This window comes from Yimella sp. RIT 621 (assembly GCF_004146205.1).
GTDB lineage: Bacteria > Actinomycetota > Actinomycetes > Actinomycetales > Dermatophilaceae > Yimella > Yimella lutea.
Genome location: NZ_SEIP01000008.1, coordinates 137,433 through 158,724 on the forward strand (window position 1 = coordinate 137,433; position 21,292 = coordinate 158,724).

The following is a 21,292-nucleotide window of genomic DNA, read 5'->3' on the forward strand; positions in this document are numbered from 1 at the left end:
TTACGACATCCGCTCGTAAGCCGGCAGGGTGAGGAAGTTGGCGTAGTCGTCGGCGACGGCCACTTCCAGGAAGGTTGCCCTCGCGTCGTTCCAGTCGCTCGCCTCTCCCGGCAGTTCGGCGATGATCTCGTCGGTCAGCTGCAGCACAAGGTCTTTGGTGATGAGCTTGCCCGTGTCGGCCGTGGTGACCTCGTTCTTGATCTGCTGCCAGATTTGCGAACGGGAGATCTCCGCGGTGGCGGCGTCCTCCATCAGGTTGTGGATGGCGACCGCTCCGCGGCCGGCCAGCCACGAGTTGAGGTACTGCAGCGCAACGTCGATATTGGCCCGCAGACCCGCCTCGGTCACCTCGCCGGGCGTCGACTTCACGTCGAGCAGCTGCTGCGCGGTGACCGAAACGTCTTCACGCAGGTTGTCGAGCTGGTTGGTCTTGCCCTCGCCGAACTTTGCGGAGAAGACCTCGTCGCACGCCTGCACCATTCCCGGGTGAGCCACCCACGAACCGTCGAATCCGTCGTTGGCCTCGCGGCCCTTGTCGGCGGCCAGCTTCTCGAAGGCGTTCTTGTTGACCGCCTCGTCCTTGCTCGGGATGAACGCGGCCATACCGCCGATTGCGGAGGCGCCACGCTTGTGGCAGGTGCGCACCAGCAGCTCGGTGTAAGCGCGCATGAACGGCACGGTCATCGTGACGGTGTTTCGGTCGGGCAGAATGAAGTCGGCGCCGCGGGTGCGGTAAGTCTTGATGGCCGAGAACAGGTAGTCCCAGCGTCCGGCGTTGAGGCCGGAGGAGTGGTCGCGCAGTTCGTAGAGAATCTCCTCCATCTCGAACGCGGCTGGGAAGGTCTCGATGAGGCAGGTGGCACGGATGGTGCCCTGGGGGATGCCGAGGAAGTCCTGGCCGATGACGAACGCATCGTTCCAGAGGCGAGCCTCCAGGTGGCTTTCCATCTTCGGGCAGTAGAAGTACGGGCCTTTGCCGCGGTCGATCTGCTTCTGACCGCAGGCGGTCAAGTAGAGCGCGAAGTCGACGAGGGAACCGGAGGTCTCCTCGCCGTCGACCAGGATGTGCTTCTCCGGCAGGTGCCAGCCGCGCGGGCGCACGATGATCGTCGGCTGCTTGTCGGCCTCGACGAGCTTGTACTCCTTACCCTGCGGGCTGGTGAAATCGATGGTGCCGTCGAGTGCGTCCATCAGGTTCATCGGGCCCTCGACGACGTTGCCCCACATCGGGGTGTTGGCGTCCTCCTGGTCGGCCAGCCAGGCCTTGGCGCCGGAATTGAGCGCGTTGATCGTCATCTTGCGGTCGGTGGGCCCGGTCATCTCGACGCGGCGGTCCTCCAGCCCCGGAGCGAGCGGCGCGACCTTCCAGCTGTCGTCCTCCCTGATGTCCTTGGTCTCCGACAGGAAGTCGAGGTCCTCGCCGGCGGCGACCTTCTTCACCGTGTCCTCGCGCGCGGCGAGGAGTTCGAGGCGTCGGGCATTCAGTTCACGGTGCAGCTTGGCAACCAGTTCGAGCGCCTTGGGCGAAAGGATCTCGTCGTAACGGTCCTTCACCGGACCGGTGACTTCGACGCCATCCGGCAGGTTCAAAGTGGACATGCGACTCCTCTGTCTGTCTGACATGCAACACGGCATTCCGCATCGCGGAATGAGGCTCCTTCTGTACGGAATACCCTAGCAATAACATCGACGCTGCGGGTGGGTGAGTGCTGGCCAATCGTCGCCGCGCGGGTGGGTGAGTGCTCGCCAATCGTCGCCGCCGGTCGCCATCGCAACGGGTGATGTTGCTCACGAACCAGGCGCGCGGATTCGCCGACAACTTCCGATTGCCGGGAGACTTGATCGGTGATCCGAGCCAGCGCCCCGCAGACCATCGACGTCGACGGCGATCAGGCGGTGGCCCGCGCGCATCATGTCGGCCTCGCGCTCTTCGCATTGGCCTTGGGCGGATTCGCGATCGGCACCGCCGAATTCGTCACGATGGGTCTGCTGCCGCAGATCGCGGACGGTGTCGACATCTCGATCCCGAGGGCCGGCCACGTCGTGTCCGCGTACGCGCTGGGCGTCGTCGTCGGAGCCCCGTTGATCGCAACGCTGGCTGCCCGCGCACCCCGCAAGGCTCAGTTGATCTGGCTGATGATCGCGTTCGCCCTGGCCAACATCGGTTCGGCGCTCGCCGCTTCGTACGGCACCCTGCTGATCACCCGCTTCCTGTCCGGGCTGCCGCACGGCGCCTACTTCGGCATCGGGTCCGTCGTGGCCGCGTCCATGGTCGCTCCGCACCGACGCACCTGGGCCGTCTCGATGATGCTCGCCGGGCTCACGGTCGCGAATGTCATCGGCGTCCCGCTGTCCACCGTCCTCGGTCAACGGTTCGGCTGGGAATACCCGTACGTGTTCGTCGGAGTGATCTCGCTGGCCTGTGTCGCCGCGGTGCTCGCCTGGGTGCCGCGTCAGCAGGCTGACGAGAACGCCTCTGCCGCAAAGGAACTCAAGGCGCTCACCCGTCCTCAGGTGTGGTTGGCGCTCGGTATCGGCACCGTCGGTTTCGGCGGGATGTTCGCCACGTTCTCCTACATCACCCCGACGATGACCAACCTGGCCGGCTTCGCCGCGAGCACCGTCCCGTTGATCCTCGTCGTCTACGGCGTCGGCATGACGATCGGCGCGACCGTCGCCGGACGCGTCTCACAGTTCGGTCTGATGCGCGGCATCCTGGGGTCGCTGGTGCTCATCGCGACCCTGTTGGCCGTGTTCGGTTTCATGGCGCACCACCCGGTCACCGCCGTGATCGCGGTCTTCCTGCTCGGCTTCCTGCCCACGATCCTCGTGCCTATGCTGCAGACCCGGCTGATGGACGTCGCGCAGGAGGGTCAGTCGCTCGCTGCGGCCCTCAACCACTCCACCCTGAACATGGCGAACGCGCTCGGCGCATGGCTGGGCAGCATTGTCCTGGACCGCGGTCTGGGCTACGAATGGCCGAGCCGGATCGGCGCGCTGCTCGCCGTCGGTGGCATCCTCATCACGATCGTGTCCGCCACCCTCGGACGTCGGGACGCGGCCGCTCGCGCCTAGAACGTCGTTTCGAAGGGTTGTCGGGACACCTCGGCAGGCGTGGGAGACTGGGACGAATACCTGTCCGGCCGAGAACAACGCAAGGAACCATCTGTGGCACCCATGGCACGCACCGCGCTGCAACCAGCCGCGACGCCGCCTTCGCAGATCCGAAACTTCTGCATCATCGCGCACATCGACCACGGCAAGTCCACCCTCGCCGATCGCATGCTGGGGATCACCGGCGTCGTCGACGACCGCGCGATGCGGGCGCAGTACCTCGACCGCATGGACATCGAGCGTGAGCGCGGCATCACGATCAAGAGCCAGGCCGTGCGCATGCCGTGGGAGATGGATGGGGAGACCTTCTGCCTCAACATGATCGACACGCCCGGGCACGTCGACTTCACCTATGAGGTGTCCCGGTCGCTCGCCGCGTGTGAGGGAGCGGTGCTGCTCGTCGACGCGGCGCAGGGCATCGAGGCGCAGACGCTCGCCAACCTGTACCTGGCGATGGAGAACGACCTCACGATCATCCCGGTGCTGAACAAGATCGACCTGCCGGCGGCGCAGCCGGAGAAGTACGCCGAGGAACTCGCCGGCTTGATCGGCTGCGAGCCGGAGGACTGCCTCAGGGTGTCGGGCAAGACCGGCGTCGGCGTCGAACCGCTGCTCGACCAGATCGTCCAGCAGTTCCCGGCTCCGGTGGGCGATGCGAATGCTCCCGCCCGCGCGATGATCTTCGACTCCGTCTACGACACCTACCGCGGCGTCGTCACCTACGTTCGCGTGGTCGACGGCAATCTGAACCCGCGCGAGAAGATCCAGATGATGTCGACGAAGGCGACCCACGAACTGCTGGAGATCGGCGTCATCTCGCCGGAACCGGTGCCTGCGAAGGGGCTCGGCGTCGGCGAGGTCGGCTACCTCATCACCGGAGTGAAAGACGTCCGCCAGTCGCGGGTCGGTGACACGATCACCTCCGCGCGCGACGGCGCCACCGATGCCCTCGGTGGTTACCGCGACCCGAAGCCGATGGTCTTCTCCGGTCTGTACCCGATCGACGGTTCCGACTACCCGGTGCTGCGTGATGCCCTCGACAAGCTCAAGCTCAACGACGCCGCGCTGGTCTACGAACCCGAGACCTCGGCCGCGTTGGGCTTCGGCTTCCGCATCGGATTCCTCGGCATGCTGCATCTGGAGATCGTGCGCGAACGCCTCGAGCGCGAGTTCGACCTCGACCTCATCTCGACACTGCCGTCCGTGGTGTACGACGTGAAGTTGGACGACGGCCGCACGGTCGTGGTGACCAACCCGTCCGAGTTCCCCGAGGGCAAGGTCGACTCGATCACCGAGCCCGTCGTCCGCGCGACGATCCTGGCGCCGAGCGAGTTCATCGGCGCGATCATGGAGCTGTGCCAGAGTCGACGCGGCACGCTGCGCGGCATGGACTACCTGTCCGAGGACCGCGTCGAGATGCGGTACACGTTGCCGCTCGCCGAGATCGTCTTCGACTTCTTCGACTCGCTGAAGTCGCGCACCCGTGGGTACGCCTCGCTCGACTACGAACCCGACGGCGAGCAGCAGGCCGACCTGGTCAAGGTCGACATCCTGCTCCAGGGCGACAAGGTCGACGCGTTCAGCACCGTCGTGCACCGCGACAAGGCGTACGCGTACGGCGTAATGATGGCCGGCAAGCTCAAGGAGCTCATTCCGAGGCAGCAGTTCGAGGTGCCGATCCAGGCCGCGATCGGCGCCCGCGTCATCGCCCGCGAGAACATCCGCGCGATCCGCAAGGACGTCCTGGCCAAGTGCTACGGCGGTGACATCAGCCGTAAGCGCAAGCTGCTGGAGAAGCAGAAGGAAGGCAAGAAGCGGATGAAGATGGTCGGCTCCGTCGAGGTGCCGCAGGAAGCCTTCATCGCTGCGCTCTCCCAGGACGCCTCGGCTGAGAAGGCGAAGAAATAACGCCGTGGCACAACGCGATTCGGGCTTCGACCCGGTTGTTCCGACGAGCCCCGACGGTCGTCCGTTGGCCCGCACCCGATCGTTCACGCGCCGCGGCGGACGCATGCCCGACCGGCACGAGCGCGCGATGGAGCAGCACGGGCCGATCTACCTGCTCGATCTGCCGCTCAACGGCACCGACACCACGCTCGACCCCGACTACCGCTTCGATAAGGAAGGGGTCTTCGGGCGGTCGGCGCCGTTGATCGCCGAGATCGGGTCGGGCGCCGGCGACGCCGTCGTGCACGCTGCGGCATTGCACCCGGACGTTGACTTCCTCGCCTTCGAGGTATGGCGCCCGGGCGTCGCGCACACCATCACCAAAGCGGTCTCGGCGGGCGTCACCAACCTGCGCATCGCGATCGCCGATGCGGCCTGGTCGATGCCGCTCATGTTCGAACCAGGGACGTTGCAGGAGATCTGGACCTTCTTCCCCGACCCGTGGCCGAAGACCAAGCACCACAAGCGCCGTCTGGTGCAGCCGGCGTTCGCGACGCAGGTCGCTGAGTTGCTCGAGTCGGGCGGTGTGTGGCGGCTCGCGACCGACTGGGCCGACTACGCCTGGCAGATCCGCGACGTCGTCGAAGGGTGTGAGGAGTTCACGAACCCGTTCGCCGGGCGACTCGCCGACCCGGGCGACCCCGACGTCGACCCGGAGGGAGATCGCGGCGGATTCGCTCCGCGGTTCGAGGACCGTCCGATGACCCGCTTTGAGAAGAAGGGTCTGCGGGTCGAGCGCATCGTGCGCGATGTTGCGGTGACCCGGCGCTGACCGCGTGCCCGGGAGGGTGGCGCATCGAAGTTACCTGCGAGTAACATCTGCGTATGGCCTCGACCTTCCAGATGTATCGACAGCTCGAAAGCAAGCCGCTCGGCAAGAGCGCGTTCTCGCTCGCCTTCATGCTGAAGGCGCCGTACTTCGCAACGGTGCGCCCGAAAGTGGAGGTCATGGAGCCGCACCACGGCGTCGTCACGATCCGCAAGCGGCGCGGCGTGCAGAACCACATCGGTACCGTGCACGCGATCGCCGTCGCGAACGGTCTCGAAGCGGCGATGGGTCTGCTCTGCGAAGCGACCACCCCGAAGGGAATGCGCTGGATTCCCAGGGGAATTCAGCTCGACTACATCGCCAAGGTGCCCACCGACGTCCGGTGCGAGGCGCGCACAGACATCGCGGATTGGGACAAGCAGCCGCCGTTCCAGGTCGACGTGCGGTGCACCGCTTGTGTCGATGACGGCAGTGAGGTCGTCTCGGGCGTCATCCCGGTGTGGGTCACTGCGAAGAGCTGATTTCGCCTTCGTCGCGGGCGATCGACACCAGGTCTGCGGCGAGCCCCGAGAGACGTCGTGATCCGGTCCAGACTGCGCGCAGCGGACGCCGCAGCTGCAGCCCGAGCGGCACGGTCACCAAGGTGCCGGCCGACAGGGCGTCGGCGACCGCGAGCCGACTGAGCACCGCGGGTGCTGCGCCCGAAGCGACGCTGACCCGCACCGCGGCGTTGCTCGGGAGCTCCAGGTGCGGTCGCACCTGCTGATCGAGCGCCTCGTCGAGGGCCATGCGGGTGCCGGAGCCGGGTTCGCGGGTGATGAGTGCGGTGCGAGCCAGTTCGTCGGCGCGGACCGCGCGCGACCGGCCGGCCCAGACGTGATGCGGGGCGACCACGAGCACCATCTCGTCGTGCGCGACAACAGTGCTGTGCAGGTCGCCGGGCACCGTGGGCTCTTCGACGAATCCCAGGGCGGTGCGACCGGATCGCACATCATCGACGACATCGTGGGAGTTGTGCACGTGCACGGCCACGGCGCCGTTCGGTTGCTGGCTGCGCAGCGTCGAAAGCCATCGGGGTAGTAGGTGTTCGGCGATAGTCTGACTGGCCGCGACCGGCAGCGGACGCGTGGAGTCGCCACGCAGGGTCGCGGCCGAATCGGTGACCGCGTCCATAGCGGCCAGCGCCTGGCGAGCCTGGTCGACGAGCACGGCGCCGGCATCGGTCAGGGTCGATCCTCGGGTAGAGCGCACCACCAGGTCCAGGCCGAGTTGGCGTTCGAGCCGGGCGAGCGAGCGGGTGGCATTGGGTTGAGCCATGCCGACAGTTCGTGCGGCGGCGCCGACGCTGCCGGTTGCGGCCACCGCGACGAGCAGTTCAAGTGCGAGTGGGTCGGGGCGCGCGGTCATATGCGAAGGATATGCGGTACTGCTCAATCGCCGTCTACCGAGAAGTGTTCGCAGGGCGGATGGTTGAAGCGTGTTGCACGCTGCGCCCATCCGCACCTCTCGCCGCGGCCTTGTCGCCGGGTTGGCGGTTGTGCTGCTCATCGGCTGTGTGGCAACGGTTTTCGGCCAGTTTGTGCCCGTGCTCGGCGGTCCGGTGTGTGGCATCGTCCTTGGCCTTGCCGCGGGTGTCGCTGTGCCGCGGCTGCGGTCGCACCACCTGGATGGCGGATATGAGGTCTGCTCCAAGCAGGTGCTGCAGGCGTCCGTGGTGGTGCTCGGCACTGGGTTGTCGCTGCGCCAGGTGGCGCAGGTCGGGTCGTCCTCGCTGCCGGTGATGCTCGCCAGCCTGTCGGTCGCGCTCGGGGGCGCCGCCCTCATCGGGCGCTGGTTGCGTGTCGGGCGCGATGTGCGAACGCTCATCGGAGTCGGCACCGGCATCTGTGGTGCGTCGGCGATCGCGGCCAGCACCGCGGTGATGCGCCCCAAGAAGGCCGATGCGGCGTACGCCCTCGGCACGATCTTCGTCTTCAACGTGATCGGCGTGCTGACCTTCCCGGCGATCGGTCACCTGCTCGGCATGACCGGTGAGAGCTTCGGCCTGTGGGCGGGCACGGCGATCAACGACACGTCGTCGGTGGTGGCCGCGGCGTACGGCTTCGGTGACGGGGCCGGCGATCACGCGATCGTCGTCAAGCTCACCCGGTCGTTGATGATCATCCCGATCACGATCGTGCTGGCTTACCTGACAGCGCGTCGCGCCGCGTCGTCGTCGCCCGGCGGTCCGTCGACGGTGCGCATTCCATTGCGTCAGGTGGTGCCGTGGTTCCTCGTCGGGTTCGTGGTGGCGGCGGCGGTCAACTCGATCGGAGTCATCCCGACCGGCTGGCACCGTGGCCTGTCGAGGATCGGCACCTTCGGAATCACCCTGGCGCTCACCGCGATCGGGCTGTCCATGCGCCCGGCGCAGCTGCGCCGCACCGGCCTGCGGCCGTTGTTGTTGGGCGCGATCCTGTCGGTGCTGGTCGCCTCGACCAGCCTGGCCATGCAGGCCCTGACCGGCACCCTCTGACCCCCGCCCGCAAACGCTGCGCTACTCGCCAGCCACTGGTGGTGCACCAGCAGTGACTGGACGCAGGTGCAGCGCCTGTGGCGGTTGGTGCAGCGATTCGGCGTGCGGGTCGACGTCGGCGAGAATGGACCAATGCCCAGCGCGCTGCCCGATGGTGAACCTGTCCCGACCGACGGACACCTGCCGGCGACGGCGCTGGAGGCGTTGCCGCACAAGCCTTTCGGGGTCTACCTGCACGTGCCGTTCTGTCGGGTGCGGTGCGGCTACTGCGACTTCAACACCTACACCCTGACCGAGCTCGGCCCTGGCGCGAGCGTGGGTTCGTACGCGGACACCGCGATTCGGGAGATCGACCTCGCCGCACGGGTGCTGGGTGACCAGGCGCCGCCGATCTCGACGGTGTTCGTCGGCGGCGGCACGCCCACGATGCTCGCGGCGCACGACCTGGTGCGGATGATCGGCGCGCTGCGCGACCGGTTCGGCTTTGCCGATGGTGCCGAGATCACGACCGAAGCCAACCCCGACTCGGTGACTCCCGAATCGCTGGAGGTGCTGGCGGACGGCGGTTTCAGCCGGGTGTCGTTCGGGATGCAATCGGCGGTGCCACACGTGCTGCACACGCTCGAGCGCACCCACGACCCCGCCAATGTCGGGCGCAGCGTCGAGGCGGCGAAGGCGGCCGGGCTGGCGACCAGTGTCGACCTCATCTACGGCACACCGGGGGAGTCGCTCGCCGACTGGCGCACCTCGCTGGACGCGGCAATTGCCTTGAAAACCGGGCATATCAGTGCCTACGCGCTCGTAGTCGAACAGGGCACGAAGCTCGCAGCTCAGGTGCGTCGCGGCCAGGTGACGATGCCCGATGACGACGACGAAGCCGACAAGTACGAGCTTGCCGACTCCATGCTCGCCGTGGCCGGTTACTCCTGGTACGAGGTGTCGAACTGGGCAACCGACCCGGCGCTGCGTTGTCGGCACAACGAGCTGTATTGGTCGGACGCCAACTGGTGGGGGATCGGGCCCGGCGCGCACAGTCATGTGGGTGGGGTGCGCTGGTGGAATCGCAAGCACCCTGCGGCGTACGCCTCGGTGCTGGCCGAGGGCAACTCACCAGGCGGCGGACGCGAACTGCTCACGGACACACAGCGGTACGAGGAGCGCGTGCTCCTCGGCATCCGTCGAGACGCCGGCCTCGCCCTCGACGACCTCGAACCCGCCGGGCGCACCGCCGTCGCCGGGCTGATCGGCGACGGTCTCGTCGACGGACCGACGGCCCTGCGCGATCGGCGACTCGTGCTCACCCTGCGTGGACGGCTGCTGGCCGATACCGTCGTCCGCCGGCTGCTCGACTTCTGACCCATAACCGGTTTGTGCGAGGATCGACCCATGACCGAACCCTGTGTGGTGGCCGTCAGCCGCGACGACGTCCACCGCTTCTCGAAGACGCCGGTCGAGGAGATCGAGTTGGTCGCCGGGCTCGGAGTGCGTGGCGACGCGCACGCGGGAACCCTTGTGCAACATCGGTCCCGGGTGCGTCGCGACCCGAACCAACCCAACCTGCGGCAGGTGCATCTCGTGCCCAGCGAGGTGTTCGAGACCGCCGAGCGCATGGGTTACACCCTGGCCGCGGGTGACCTCGGCGAAAACGTGCTGACCAGCGGTGTCGACCTGCATGCGCTCCCGGTCGACACCCGCCTGCACCTCGGCGACGAGGCCGTCGTGCGGCTCACCGGCCTGCGCAACCCGTGCGCGCAGATCAACGACTTCAAGCCGGGTCTGCTCAAAGTGGTGCTCTCCAGGGCCGACGGGACCCCGACCGACGAACCCGCCCCGTCGACGGCCTCACCCGAGGTGCGGACGGTGCAGGTCATTCGCCGAGCCGGGGTGATGTCGGTCGTAGAGCGCAGTGGGACGGTGCGAGCGGGTGACCCGGTCACGGTCGAGCTGCCGGACGGCGCCCCGGTCGCGTTGGGGCCGGTCTGAGCGCGCGGCGACTCGGCAACAACCGGCGCCACCCAGCCGGTCTGCTTACAGGTCGAGGCCGATGTCGAGCGTCCGGACGCTGTGGGTCAGGGCACCGATCGAGAGGATCTGCGCACCTGCCTCGGCCAACCCGCGCACGGTCGTCTCGTCGACGCCGCCGGAGACCTCGATGACCAGCGATGCAGGGTGGTCGTCGATCAGGCCGACGGCCTCGCGGATGAGGTCGGGCGTCATGTTGTCGAGCAGCACACCGTGCACCACCGGCGGGAGGCGGCGTCCGAGCCGGTCGGCATCGAAGGCGAGCAGTTCGCGCAACTGGTCGAGAGTGTCGACCTCCACCTCGACCCGCACCAGGTGACCCGAGCGTTCGGCTAGCCTGGCGAGCACCTTGTCGAGACCGCCGCCGAGCCCGATGTGGTTGTCCTTCACCAGGATTGCGTCGTGCAGCCCGAAACGGTGGTTGATTCCGCCGCCGTCGGCGACGGCTCGCTTCTCCAACGCGCGCAGCCCCGGCGTCGTCTTGCGGGTGTCGGCGATGCGGGCCGAGGTGCCGTCGACAAGCCGCGCGAACCCGGCGGTCCGGGTGGCGATGCCGCTGAGGTGACCGAGCAGATTCAACGCGGTGCGTTCGGCGGTGAGGATCGACGCCGCGCGACCCGTCACGGTTGCGATGCGCGTGCCGGGCGCGAGGGCCACACCGTCGGCCACGAACCATTCCACGTCGAGAGTCGGGTCGACGAGGTCGAAGGCGTGCTGGGCCGCGACGATGCCGGAGAGAACGCCCGGCTCGCGCGCGACCAGGTGCGCAGTGCCCTGAGCATCCGGGGAAACCGTGGCGGCAGTGGTGAGATCGCCGGCCTGACCGAGGTCTTCGGCCAGGGCCGTGCGGACGATGCGGTCGACCTCAAGGCTGATATGGCTGTCGATCATGCCGGAACCTCCTGTGCAGCAACGGTTTCGATGGAGTCGACGCGGCGGTGCGCGCCGACGGTGTGCGGGTGCAACAGCGCCGAGCGGGCGACGAGCCAGGCGACGTAGCCGGCATCGTCGTGGCGTAGTTCGGCGAGCCGGTCGACGGCGCGCTCGAGCGTGTCACCCTCGCGCAACACTCCGCAGCTGTCGCCGAGCACGGCGCGCACCTCAGCGAGGTCGACAGCAGGTCCGGCGGACGCGGACACGACGGTGCCCGGGTCGACGGGAAGCACCCGTGGGGTCCAGCGAGTATCGGCGCCGCGAATCGAGTCGGCCGCGGCCCGGCCGGTCACGACCGCCTCGAGCAACGAGTTGGACGCCAGTCGGTTGGCGCCGTGCAGGCCGGTGCGCGACACCTCGCCGACGGCCCACAGGCCGGGCACCGAGGTGCGCGCCTGGGCGTCGACTGTGACGCCACCCATGGCGTAGTGCAGGGCCGGCCGCACCGGCAGCAGGTCGCCGGCGAGGTCGAATCCGTGCGCCCCGCACAGCTCGGCAACCGCAGCGAAACGCGTTACAACAGAAGGGATATCGCGGCAATCGAGACGAACCTGACGCCCAGCCCGCAGCTGTTCCCACACGGCGGCAGCAACCACGTCGCGCGGTTGGAGTTCGTGCACGAATCGCTCGCCGTCGGCGGTCAGGATCGCGCCGGCGCCACGCAGCGCTTCGGTCAGCAGTGGGTTGGGGAAGGCCGGCACGTCGAGAGCGGTGGGGTGGAACTGCACGAGGTGCAGATCGTCGGTGCGGGCACCCACGCGCGCAGCCATCGCGACACCCTGCCCCAGCGCGGTCGCCGGGTTCGTGGTGCACGGCCACAGCGCACCCATCCCGCCGGTCGCCAGCACGACGGCGTCGGTCTCGAGCACGAGCACCGCGCCCGAGGCGTCGAGCACCTCGACACCGCAGATCGCGCCGTCCGAATCGGTCAGCAGGCGGCGGGCGGTGTGTTGCTCCAACGCCTGCACCGACGGCAGACCCCGGACGGCGGCGGCCATCGTCCGGGTGATTGCGGCACCGGAGGAGTCGCCGGCGTGCGCGACGCGGCTGCGGCTGTGGCCGCCCTCGAGCGCGAGGTCGAGCCGTCCGTCGGCTGTGTGGTCGAACGGCACGCCGAGCTCGGCGAGCAAACCGACGACATCGGTCGCCGCGTCGGTGATGCGGCGAATGGTGCGGGTGTCGCCGACGAACGCCCCGGCACGCACCGTGTCGGCGGCGTGCAGCGTGGGGGAATCGTCGTCGGCGAGAGCCGCGGCGATGCCGCCCTGTGCCCACATGCTCGCCGCGTTGTCGGTGAGCATTCCCGGAGTCACCAGAATGCACTCGGCCGGAGCCAGTGCCCACGCGGCGCTGAGGCCGGCGAGACCCGAACCGACGATCACCGGCTTTTTGGCGGTCTCGTGCAGGGATTCGTGCATCGCGTGCTCCTACTTCACCGCGAGCATGCGCTCGATAGCGCGGCGCGCGGGGGCTTCGAGGGTGGGATCGAGGGTGATCTCGTGCTGACCGAGTTCGAGGCTGCGGCGGATCGCGGTGAGCGTGTTGCGCTTCATGTGCGGGCACAGGTTGCACGGGCGCACGAAGTCGACGTCGGGGTGCTCGGCGGCCACGTTGTCGCTCATCGAGCATTCGGTGATGAGGGCGACCTTGCGGCGTCCGCCGGCGTCGGGCACGCCCGCCCGGGACACCTGGCCGACGAAGTCGATCATCTGGGCGGTCGAACCCGAGAAGTCCGATGCGGCAACCACATTCGGCGGGCACTCGGGGTGGGCGATGACCGTCACGCCGGGGTTGCCCGAGCGGATGTCGTCGATGTCGGCGGGCGTGAAGCGCTCGTGCACCTCGCACGCACCCGGGTGGGTGATCACCTCGACGCCGGTGCGGGCAGCGATGTTCCGGGCGAGGTACTGGTCGGGGATCATGATGACCCGGTCGACCCCCAGCGACTCGATGATCTCGACGGCGTTGCCGGAGGTGCAGCAGATGTCGCTGGCGGCCTTCACCGCTGCGCTGGTGTTGACGTAGGTGACCACCGGCACACCCGGGTGTTGCCGGCGAAGCTCGGCGATGTCGTCCGGCGTGATGCTCTCGGCCAGCGAGCAACCCGAACGCAGGTCAGGCAGCAGCACCCGCTTGGCCGGGTTGAGCAGCTTTGCCGTCTCGGCCATGAAGTGCACCCCGGCGAGCACGATCGTGCCGGCCGTGACGTGCTGCGCCTCGCGGGCGAGGGCGAGGGAGTCGCCGACGATATCTGCCACGCCGTGGAAGACCTCTGGCGTCATGTAGTTGTGCGCCAGAATCACGGCGTCGTGCTCGCGCTTCAGCGCTTCGATCGCCTCGATCTCCGGCTCGAAAACCGCCCACTCGACCTCGGGGATGAGGTGGCGGACCTTCTCGTACGTGGCTGTCGACATCGTCGGCTCCATCCTATTTGCTCACATTGAGTAAATGCTTGGAGTGAGCATAACATCGCTCACTGCAAATACTGCGCGTGCGAGCACGCGCTGTGTTTGCAGTGAGAGGCGCAGTGGTTGCGGAGGGTGGGCCGTACCCGCAGCGGCGGACGCGGGTCAGCGCGATCGGGGGATCGGCACCTTGGTGCCCACCTGGCCACGGGCCGCAATGGCCTCGCGACGGAAGCGGTAGAGCCGCGCCGGTCGTCCGCCGGTGGCGCGAGAGGTGTCGTCGGTCGGCTCCACCAGCGCCTGCTGTTCGACCGAGCGGCGGAAGTTCTGTTTGTGCAGGCCGGCGCCGACCAATGCCTCGACCACCGCCTGCAGCTCGCCCAGGGTGAACGTCGGGGGCATGAGCTCGAACACGAGTGGGCGGTACTGGATCGTCGAGCGCAGCCTGGACAGACCCGTCGCGAGGATGCGGCGGTGGTCGGAGTGCATCGCGGGGCCGGTGAGGCCGTCGACGCCGTCAGCGGCGTTGGGCGAATCCGCAACCAGTCCGGCCTCCCAGAGCAACTCGTAACGTTGCAGCGCCAGCTCGGGACGCCATGGCAGTTCACCATCACCGAAGATGTGCGCGATGCGTTCGGACGCATCGGTCGACCACCTGCGCAGCTCGCTGATCAGCTTGTCGCACAACGCGATTGATCGCTCTGAACGGCGATCTTCCCACGGCAGCAGGTCGTAGACATCGCGCCAGCCGTCGTCGGCGGCCGCCCGCGTGAGCCCCAGGTAGGAGATCGACACCGCCCGACCGGCGGAACCGTCGCGGCCCAGGTCGGCAAACGTATAGAGCTGCTCCACGAAGCCCAGGGAGTGCCCCGTCTGTTCCGCAACGAACGCTCGCGCGCCGTTCTGCAGCGAGTGGTGGTCGGTGCGCAACGGGCCCGCCGGAAGGTGCAGTGGATCGCCGGCGGCGAGCACCATCGGTCCCTGATCGGGCGCGCCCGCGCAGGTGCCGACCGAGACGACGACCGCCACCAGGTCGGCATGCAGCGACGCGGCCGGGCGAGAGGTCATGACGCAGAACCTACAAGGTGAATCGGATCAGACCGGAGCGGTGACGAAGTCGATGAGCTCCTCGACGCGGCCGAGCAGCTCCGGCTGCAGATCGGCGTAGTTGTCGACCGTGCCGAGAATGCGCTTCCACCCGCGCGCGACGTCAGCCTGAGAGGCGTGCGGCCAGCCGAGCTCGGCAAGGATGCCGTGCTTCCACGAGGTGCCGCGCGGTATCACCGGCCACTTGGTCCAACCCAGCTTTTGCGGACGCACGCTCTGCCACACGTCGACGTACGGGTGGCCGAGGATCAGCACATGGTCGCGCGACTGAGGCAGCGCCCGCGCGGCGTCGACGATGCGCTGCTCCTTGGTGCCCCGCACCAGGTGGTCGACGAGGATGCCCATGCGCCGCCCCGGCCCGGGGGCGAAATCGCGGATCACGGCCGACAGGTCGTCCACGCCGTCCAGCATCTCGACGACCACGCCCTCGACCCGCAGGTCGTGGCCCCACACCTTCTCGACCAGCTCGGCGTCATGTCGGCCCTCGACGAAGATCCGGGAGCCGAGCGCGACCTTCGCCCGCTGGTCGGCCACGGCGACCGACCCACTCGCCGTACGCGTGGTGGTGGCGCGTGCGGCCGCCAGCGCGGCCGCGTCCGCCGGGCGTGGGGGAGTCAGGATCACCGGGCGTCCGTCGATGAGGAAGCCCGGGCCGAGCGGGAACGCGCGCACCTTGCCGCGTCGGTCCTCCAGGTGCACCACGTGCATCCCGCCGACCTTCTCCACCCGGACGACGGCGCCGACGAACCCGGTGTCGACCTCCTCGACGACCGTGTCGGGCTCCGCGGCGACCTCCTGGGATCGTCCACGCTTGGGCGCGCGCCAGTCGGAGGAGAGCACATCGGAGCCGTATCGGTCTGTCACGGCCGTCACGGTAGACGGCGGCGCAGGTCACGTCGTGGGTGACACGCGCGGTTCGCGCCGGGTCGTAGAATTGGCACTCGTGCCCTCGGAGTGCCAAAGTCGCGAGCGAGCCCGAACAGTGAGGAGGACCGATGAGCGAACAACGCCGTCTCGACGTGCTGCGCGCGATCGTGCAGGACTACGTCGCCACCTCCGAGCCCGTCGGGTCCAAGGCCTTGCTGGATCGTCACCAACTCGGCGTCAGCGCCGCAACGATCCGCAACGACATGGCCGCCCTGGAGGAGGAGGGGCTGATCAGTGCCCCACACACCTCCGCCGGACGTGTCCCAACCGACGCCGGATACCGCCGGTTCGTCGACCAACTCGGCCACATGAAGCCGCTGTCACGCTCCGAGCGTGTCGCCATCGAGACCTTCCTGCAGCAGGCGGTCGACCTCGACGACATCGTCGACCGCACCGTCCGGCTGCTCTCGTCGCTCACCCACCAGGTCGCGGTCATGCAGTACCCGTCGATCGGCACCGCCACCGTCCGTCACATCGAGCTCGTCAGCCTCGCCGACACCAAGGTCATGGTCGTGCTGATCATGTCGACCGGACGGGTGGAGCAGCGGGTGCTGACCATCGCCCACACCGCCGACCAACTCCTCAGCCTGCGCGACGTCGTCAACCAGGCCGCCGAAGGGCGCACCCGCGCTCACGCCGCCGACCGGCTGGACGCCTGGGCCGAGCAGCGCCGCGCCGGCGCGAAGCCTGACTCGCACCCCGACGACTCCACTCCCACGTCCGTCGGCGTGATCCGCGACTTCCTGGCCGAGGAGCGTGAGGAGCGCGTCGTCATGGCCGGCACCTCCCACCTGGTGCGCTCCGGGCAGGACTTCCCAGAGACCATCGGACCGGTGCTGGACGCCTTGGAAGAACACGTCGTTCTGTTGCGTTTGCTGCAGCAGATGGAAGGCGACGACGTCTACGTCCGGATCGGCGGCGAGAACGCCATCGACGGATTCCGGACGGCATCGATCGTCAGCGCTCCGTACACCGCCGGTGGTATCGGTGTGCTGGGTCCGACCCGCATGGACTACCTCACCACCATAGCCGCGGTTCGCGCGGTCGCCCGTTACGTCTCGGAAATTCTCGAGCAGTAAGGAACTTCGTTGAACGACTACTACGCCGATCTCGGCGTGTCCCGCGACTCCTCGGCGGAGGACATCAAGCGCGCCTACCGCAAGCAGGCCCGCAAGTTGCACCCCGACGTCAACCCGGGGCCGGAGGCCGAGGCCGAGTTCAAGAAGATCTCGCAGGCCTACGAGGTGCTGTCCGACCCGAACAAGCGTCAGCAGTACGACATGGGCGCCGACCCGTTCGGCGGTCAGCACGCAGGGTTCGGCGGCAACTTCAGCTTCACCGACGTCATGGACGCCTTCTTCGGTGCCGGCGCGGCCGGTACGCAGGGTGGCCCGAGGTCTCGCGTCCAGCACGGACAGGACGCCCTCGTCCCGTTGCAGATCGATCTGTCGACCGCCGTTTTCGGTGGCGCCGAGGACCTCGTCTTCGACACGGCGATCCTGTGTGACACGTGCGACGGTGAAGGCTCCCGCCCGGGCACCGGACGCCGCACCTGCGACGTCTGCCAGGGCGCCGGTCAGGTGCAGCAGGTGCAGCGTTCCTTCCTCGGCCAGATCATGACCACCCGTCCGTGCGGTGCCTGTCACGGTTACGGCGAGGTCGTCGAGTCGCCGTGCCCGGACTGCTCCGGCGAGGGACGCCGTCGTGACCGCCGCACGCTGAAGATCAAGGTGCCCGCGGGGGTCGACACCGGCACCCGCATCCAACTGAGCGGCGAGGGCGAGGTGGGCCCCGGTGGTGGCCCGAACGGCGATCTCTACGTCGAGGTGCGGGTCCGCAAGCACGAGACCTTCCAACGTCGGGGCGACGATCTGCACTGCTCGGTCGAACTCCCGATGACCGCGGCCGCCCTCGGTGCCAACCTGCCCCTACAGACCCTCGACGGCCCGCGCGACGTGGAGATCAAGGCCGGCACCCAGCCGGGCGATGTCATCACGCTCAAGGGCCTCGGCGTCACGCACCTGCGCACGAACATGCGCGGCGACCTGCTGGTGCACACCAACGTCCGCACCCCGATGAACCTGTCCGACGAGCAGCGCGATCTGCTGCGTCAGCTCGCCACGGCCCGCGGCGAAGAGCGTCCGGAGGGCAACTTCCAGCGAGCCGACAAGGGACTGTTCGGCAAGCTGCGCGACGCGTTCAAGTGACCGCTGCGCTCTTCCTGATCGACGCCGGACGCCTGGACGGTGTCACTGACGGTGCCCCGCTGGTGCTCGACGGCCCGGAGGGGCGACACGCGGCCACCGTGAAGCGGATCGAGCCGGGGGAAACCGTCTTGGTCGCCGACGGTTCCGGGACGGTCGCTCAGTGCACGGTGGCGGCGGCGTACAAGGACCGGCTCGATCTGGTTGTCGTCAGCACCGAGCAACAGACTCCGCAACTCCCGCGTGTGATCCTCGTCCAGGCGCTCGCCAAGGGCGATCGCGACGACCAAGCCATCGAAGCCGCAACGGAATTGGGTGTCGACGAGGTCGTGCCATGGCAGGCCGAGCGCAGCATCGTGCAGTGGAAGGGCGAGCGCGGCGCGAAGGCTGCGCGCAAGTGGGAGCTGGTCGTTCGTGCGGCGGCCAAGCAGTCCCGCCGGGCCACCGTCCCGGTCGTCGGTCCGTTGCTCGATCGCAGGGGGCTCGCCGGCCTGGCGAACGGCCGCACCGTGTTCGTCCTGCACGAGGACGCAACGACTGCCTTGGCCGATGTCGACCTCGCCGGAGTGGAAGAACTCGCGATCGTGGTCGGACCCGAGGGCGGCATCAGCCCCGCCGAACTGTCGGTGCTCGAGGACGCCGGGGCACGGATCGTCCGTCTCGGACCGCATGTACTGCGCTCGTCGAGCGCCGGGCCGGCAGCTCTCGCGGTCGTCATGTCGGGCACCCGCTGGGCGCACCACTGACCCACTCGAAGCCGGCGTGAATTTCGGATGAGACCCATCGGACCCGCACGTAGACTGGGACGCACGATGACAGATTCGACCAACAGCACCCCGCACACCGTCCAGGCGACCCACGCCGTCGAAGTACCACCGGATGTGCCGATGGTGCAGTTGCTCGGGCCGAACGACGAGTTGCTCACCACCATCGAGCGCGCGTTCCCGAAGCTGGTGATCGCGGTCCGCGGCAATGGAATCCAGCTGCAGGGCGATCCCGGCGACATGGCTCTGGTCGAGGATCTGCTCGACGAACTCATCGCGATCGTCGACGCCGGTCACCCGCTCAATCGTGACGCCGTGGAACGCTCGATCGGCATGCTGCGCCGCAAGACCCGCGAGCGCCCGGCCGACGTGCTCACGATGAACATCGTCAGCAGTCGCGGCCGCACCGTCCGCCCGAAGACGCTGGGGCAGAAGGAGTACGTCGACGCGATCGACGAGAACACGATCGTGTTCGGCATCGGCCCGGCCGGCACCGGTAAGACCTACCTCGCGATGGCGAAAGCGGTGGCCGCCCTGCAGGCCAAGGAGGTCGACCGGATCATCCTGACCCGTCCGGCGGTCGAGGCCGGCGAGCGTCTTGGCTTCCTGCCCGGGTCGCTCAACGAGAAGATCGACCCCTATCTGCGTCCGCTGTACGACGCACTGCACGACATGGTCGACCCCGACTCGATACCGCGGCTCATGGCGTCCGGCACGGTGGAGGTCGCACCGCTGGCCTACATGCGTGGCCGCACGCTCAACGGAGCGTTCATCATCCTGGACGAGGCCCAGAACACCTCCGCCGAGCAGATGAAGATGTTCCTCACCCGCCTCGGTTTCGGCTCCAAGATGGTCGTCACCGGTGACGTCACCCAGGTCGACCTGCCCGGCGGCACCACCTCCGGGCTGCGGGTCGTCCAGGACATCCTCAAGGGGGTCGACGACGTCCACTTCGCCCACCTCACCGCGCAGGACGTCGTCCGTCACCGCCTTGTGAGCGAGATCGTCGAGGCGTACGACCGCTTCGATGCCCACCGCCGCACCCCTGACAAGCGTGACGGGCAGGGTCCGCGTCGTGCTGGAGCAGCGGGGAAGAAGGCGTGAGCATCGACGTCGCCAACGAGACCGACGTCGAGGTCGACCTCGAGGAACTGCGCGAGTGCGCGGGGTGGGTGCTGCAGGAGATGCGCGTGCACCCCGAGGCCGAACTGGCCATCACCGTCATCGACGAGGACGCGATGGAGGTGCTGCACGTGAAGTGGATGGACCTGCCCGGTCCGACGGACGTGATGAGTTTCCCCATGGACGAGCTGCGTCCCGGCCGGGACGGGGTCGATCCCGAGGAAGGCATCCTCGGCGACCTCGTGCTGTGCCCCACGGTTGCGGCGAAGCAGGCCGAGGAGGCCGGTCATACACCTGCCGAGGAGATGCTGCTGCTGACCGTGCACGGCATCCTGCACCTGCTCGGGTTCGACCACGCCGAGCCGGACGAGCGCAAGGAGATGTTCGACCTGCAGCGCACGTTGCTGCTGACCTTCCTGGCCCGCAGGCCGGCCGCGACGAGCATCACCCCACCGTCGGGAGACTGACGCGGCAGCGTCGGACATACTTCGACTGCGCCCCGGACGGACGCGAGCAGCACGCAATCGGTTGGAAATGAGTTCGGAATGAGTGAGTTCAAGGCAGGGTTCGCCTGCTTGGTCGGTCGACCGAACGCAGGCAAGTCGACGTTGACGAACGCCCTGGTCGGCCAGAAGGTCGCGATCACCTCGAGCAAGCCGCAGACCACGCGGCACACGATCCGCGGTATCCACAACACCGATGACTCGCAATTGGTGCTGGTCGACACCCCCGGTCTGCACAAGCCGCGCACGCTGCTGGGTCAGCGGCTCAACGACGTCGTCCGTGAGACGCTGATGGACGTCGACGTCATCGGCTTCTGCCTGCCGGCCGACCAGAAGATCGGCCCGGGTGACCAGTTCATCGCCAACGAACTTGCCGAGTTGCGCCGTGGACGCCGCAAGCCGGTGATCGCGATCGCCACGAAGATCGACAAGGTACCGCGCGACCGGATCACCGAGCACCTGCTCGCGATGGACAAACTCGGCGACTGGGACGAGATCGTGCCCTGTTCCGCGGTCGACGGCACCCAGGTCGACACGGTCGCGGAACTGCTGACGTCCTACCTGCCGAACTCGCCGAAGCTGTACCCGGACGACGTGCTGACCGACGAGCCCGAGATGGTGATGATCGCCGAGCTCGTGCGTGAAGCCGCCCTCGAAGGTGTGCGGGAGGAGTTGCCGCACAGCCTGGCCGTCGTCGTCGAGGAGATGACTCCACGCGAGGACCGTCCGGAAGGCAAGCCGCTGATGGACATCCGCGTCAACGTCTTCGTCGAACGTCCCTCGCAGAAGGCGATCATCATCGGACGTGGTGGCTCGCGCCTGCGTGAGGTGGGCACCAATTCTCGCGAGGCCATCGAGAAGCTGCTCGGCCAGCGGGTGTTCCTCGACCTGCACGTGAAGGTCGCCAAGGACTGGCAGACCGACCCGAACCAGTTGTCGAAGTTGGGATTCTGAGTACGC

Annotated in this window: 20 protein-coding genes; 13 read left to right on the forward strand and 7 right to left on the reverse strand. The window is 68.0% G+C overall.

Going from position 1 to position 21,292, the window contains the following annotated elements:
• Entirely contained in the window at window positions 1-1,599 is a 1,599-nt protein-coding gene (aceB, locus tag EU513_RS09480) for a malate synthase A (RefSeq protein ID WP_129625643.1), read from the reverse strand.
• 246 nt (window positions 1,600-1,845) lie between these two features.
• Here aceB and EU513_RS09485 point away from each other — a divergent pair, with 246 nt between their 5' ends.
• The 4 genes from EU513_RS09485 to EU513_RS09500 all read left to right on the forward strand — a co-directional run bounded on the left by EU513_RS09485 (window position 1,846) and on the right by EU513_RS09500 (window position 6,351).
• The gene (locus tag EU513_RS09485) at window positions 1,846-3,075 is read left to right on the forward strand and encodes an MFS transporter (protein ID WP_129625644.1); all 1,230 of its coding nucleotides are present in this window, start codon (window positions 1,846-1,848) and stop codon (window positions 3,073-3,075) included.
• Window positions 3,076-3,177: 102 nt separating this feature from the next.
• Window positions 3,178-5,022 carry a translation elongation factor 4 gene (gene lepA / locus EU513_RS09490; protein ID WP_129625696.1) on the forward strand — a complete coding sequence of 615 codons (1,845 nt, stop codon included), beginning with the start codon at window positions 3,178-3,180 and terminating at the stop codon, window positions 5,020-5,022.
• 4 nt (window positions 5,023-5,026) lie between these two features.
• Window positions 5,027-5,833 (forward strand): tRNA (guanosine(46)-N7)-methyltransferase TrmB, encoded by an 807-nt coding sequence (gene trmB, locus EU513_RS09495; RefSeq protein WP_240796002.1) that lies wholly within the window; start codon window positions 5,027-5,029, stop codon window positions 5,831-5,833.
• A 53-nt stretch (window positions 5,834-5,886) separates the two neighbouring features.
• Entirely contained in the window at window positions 5,887-6,351 is a 465-nt protein-coding gene (locus EU513_RS09500) for a hotdog fold domain-containing protein (protein WP_129625645.1), read from the forward strand.
• Here EU513_RS09500 and EU513_RS09505 read toward each other — a convergent pair.
• On the reverse strand, window positions 6,335-7,237 hold the full coding sequence (locus EU513_RS09505; RefSeq protein WP_129625646.1) for a LysR family transcriptional regulator: 903 nt from the start codon (window positions 7,235-7,237) through the stop codon (window positions 6,335-6,337). The two genes, EU513_RS09500 and EU513_RS09505, sit on opposite strands and share 17 nt — an antisense overlap.
• Before the next feature lie 70 nt (window positions 7,238-7,307).
• Between EU513_RS09505 and EU513_RS09510 the strand changes: the two genes are divergently transcribed.
• The 3 genes from EU513_RS09510 (at window position 7,308) to EU513_RS09520 (ending at window position 10,328) form a co-directional block, all read left to right on the forward strand.
• Complete coding sequence (locus EU513_RS09510; protein ID WP_129625647.1) at window positions 7,308-8,345, forward strand: YeiH family protein; 1,038 nt, start codon at window positions 7,308-7,310, stop codon at window positions 8,343-8,345.
• Window positions 8,346-8,477: 132 nt separating this feature from the next.
• Window positions 8,478-9,701: a radical SAM family heme chaperone HemW gene (gene hemW, locus EU513_RS09515; protein ID WP_129625648.1), complete on the forward strand. Its 1,224-nt coding sequence runs from the start codon at window positions 8,478-8,480 to the stop codon at window positions 9,699-9,701.
• A 30-nt stretch (window positions 9,702-9,731) separates the two neighbouring features.
• A complete protein-coding gene (locus EU513_RS09520; RefSeq protein ID WP_129625649.1) occupies window positions 9,732-10,328 on the forward strand; it encodes an MOSC domain-containing protein in 597 nt (198 codons plus the stop codon).
• 45 nt (window positions 10,329-10,373) lie between these two features.
• On the opposite strand, the gene nadC is transcribed toward EU513_RS09520, so the two are convergent.
• From nadC to EU513_RS09545, 5 genes are all read right to left on the reverse strand, one after another.
• Window positions 10,374-11,258: a carboxylating nicotinate-nucleotide diphosphorylase gene (nadC, locus tag EU513_RS09525; protein WP_129625650.1), complete on the reverse strand. Its 885-nt coding sequence runs from the start codon at window positions 11,256-11,258 to the stop codon at window positions 10,374-10,376.
• On the reverse strand, window positions 11,255-12,718 hold the full coding sequence (locus EU513_RS09530; RefSeq protein WP_129625651.1) for an L-aspartate oxidase: 1,464 nt from the start codon (window positions 12,716-12,718) through the stop codon (window positions 11,255-11,257). The genes nadC and EU513_RS09530 overlap by 4 nt, the downstream gene beginning before the upstream one ends.
• A gap of 9 nt (window positions 12,719-12,727) precedes the next feature.
• Window positions 12,728-13,714 (reverse strand): quinolinate synthase NadA, encoded by a 987-nt coding sequence (nadA, locus tag EU513_RS09535; protein ID WP_239701628.1) that lies wholly within the window; start codon window positions 13,712-13,714, stop codon window positions 12,728-12,730.
• A gap of 156 nt (window positions 13,715-13,870) precedes the next feature.
• A complete protein-coding gene (locus EU513_RS09540) occupies window positions 13,871-14,773 on the reverse strand; it encodes a hypothetical protein (protein ID WP_129625653.1) in 903 nt (300 codons plus the stop codon).
• 27 nt (window positions 14,774-14,800) lie between these two features.
• Complete coding sequence (locus EU513_RS09545; RefSeq protein ID WP_129625654.1) at window positions 14,801-15,676, reverse strand: DUF3097 domain-containing protein; 876 nt, start codon at window positions 15,674-15,676, stop codon at window positions 14,801-14,803.
• Window positions 15,677-15,807: 131 nt separating this feature from the next.
• Here EU513_RS09545 and hrcA point away from each other — a divergent pair, with 131 nt between their 5' ends.
• The 6 genes from hrcA (at window position 15,808) to era (ending at window position 21,286) form a co-directional block, all read left to right on the forward strand.
• A complete protein-coding gene (gene hrcA / locus EU513_RS09550) occupies window positions 15,808-16,818 on the forward strand; it encodes a heat-inducible transcriptional repressor HrcA (protein WP_129625655.1) in 1,011 nt (336 codons plus the stop codon).
• A gap of 9 nt (window positions 16,819-16,827) precedes the next feature.
• The gene (dnaJ, locus tag EU513_RS09555; RefSeq protein WP_129625656.1) at window positions 16,828-17,946 is read left to right on the forward strand and encodes a molecular chaperone DnaJ; all 1,119 of its coding nucleotides are present in this window, start codon (window positions 16,828-16,830) and stop codon (window positions 17,944-17,946) included.
• On the forward strand, window positions 17,943-18,689 hold the full coding sequence (locus EU513_RS09560; RefSeq protein WP_129625657.1) for a 16S rRNA (uracil(1498)-N(3))-methyltransferase: 747 nt from the start codon (window positions 17,943-17,945) through the stop codon (window positions 18,687-18,689). Before dnaJ ends, EU513_RS09560 begins: the two co-directional genes overlap by 4 nt.
• A gap of 66 nt (window positions 18,690-18,755) precedes the next feature.
• Window positions 18,756-19,811 carry a PhoH family protein gene (locus EU513_RS09565; RefSeq protein ID WP_205744734.1) on the forward strand — a complete coding sequence of 352 codons (1,056 nt, stop codon included), beginning with the start codon at window positions 18,756-18,758 and terminating at the stop codon, window positions 19,809-19,811.
• Entirely contained in the window at window positions 19,808-20,296 is a 489-nt protein-coding gene (gene ybeY, locus EU513_RS09570) for an rRNA maturation RNase YbeY (RefSeq protein WP_129625659.1), read from the forward strand. Before EU513_RS09565 ends, ybeY begins: the two co-directional genes overlap by 4 nt.
• A 78-nt stretch (window positions 20,297-20,374) precedes the next feature.
• Window positions 20,375-21,286 carry a GTPase Era gene (gene era, locus EU513_RS09575; protein ID WP_129625660.1) on the forward strand — a complete coding sequence of 304 codons (912 nt, stop codon included), beginning with the start codon at window positions 20,375-20,377 and terminating at the stop codon, window positions 21,284-21,286.
• The last annotated feature ends 6 nt before the right edge of the window (window positions 21,287-21,292 follow it).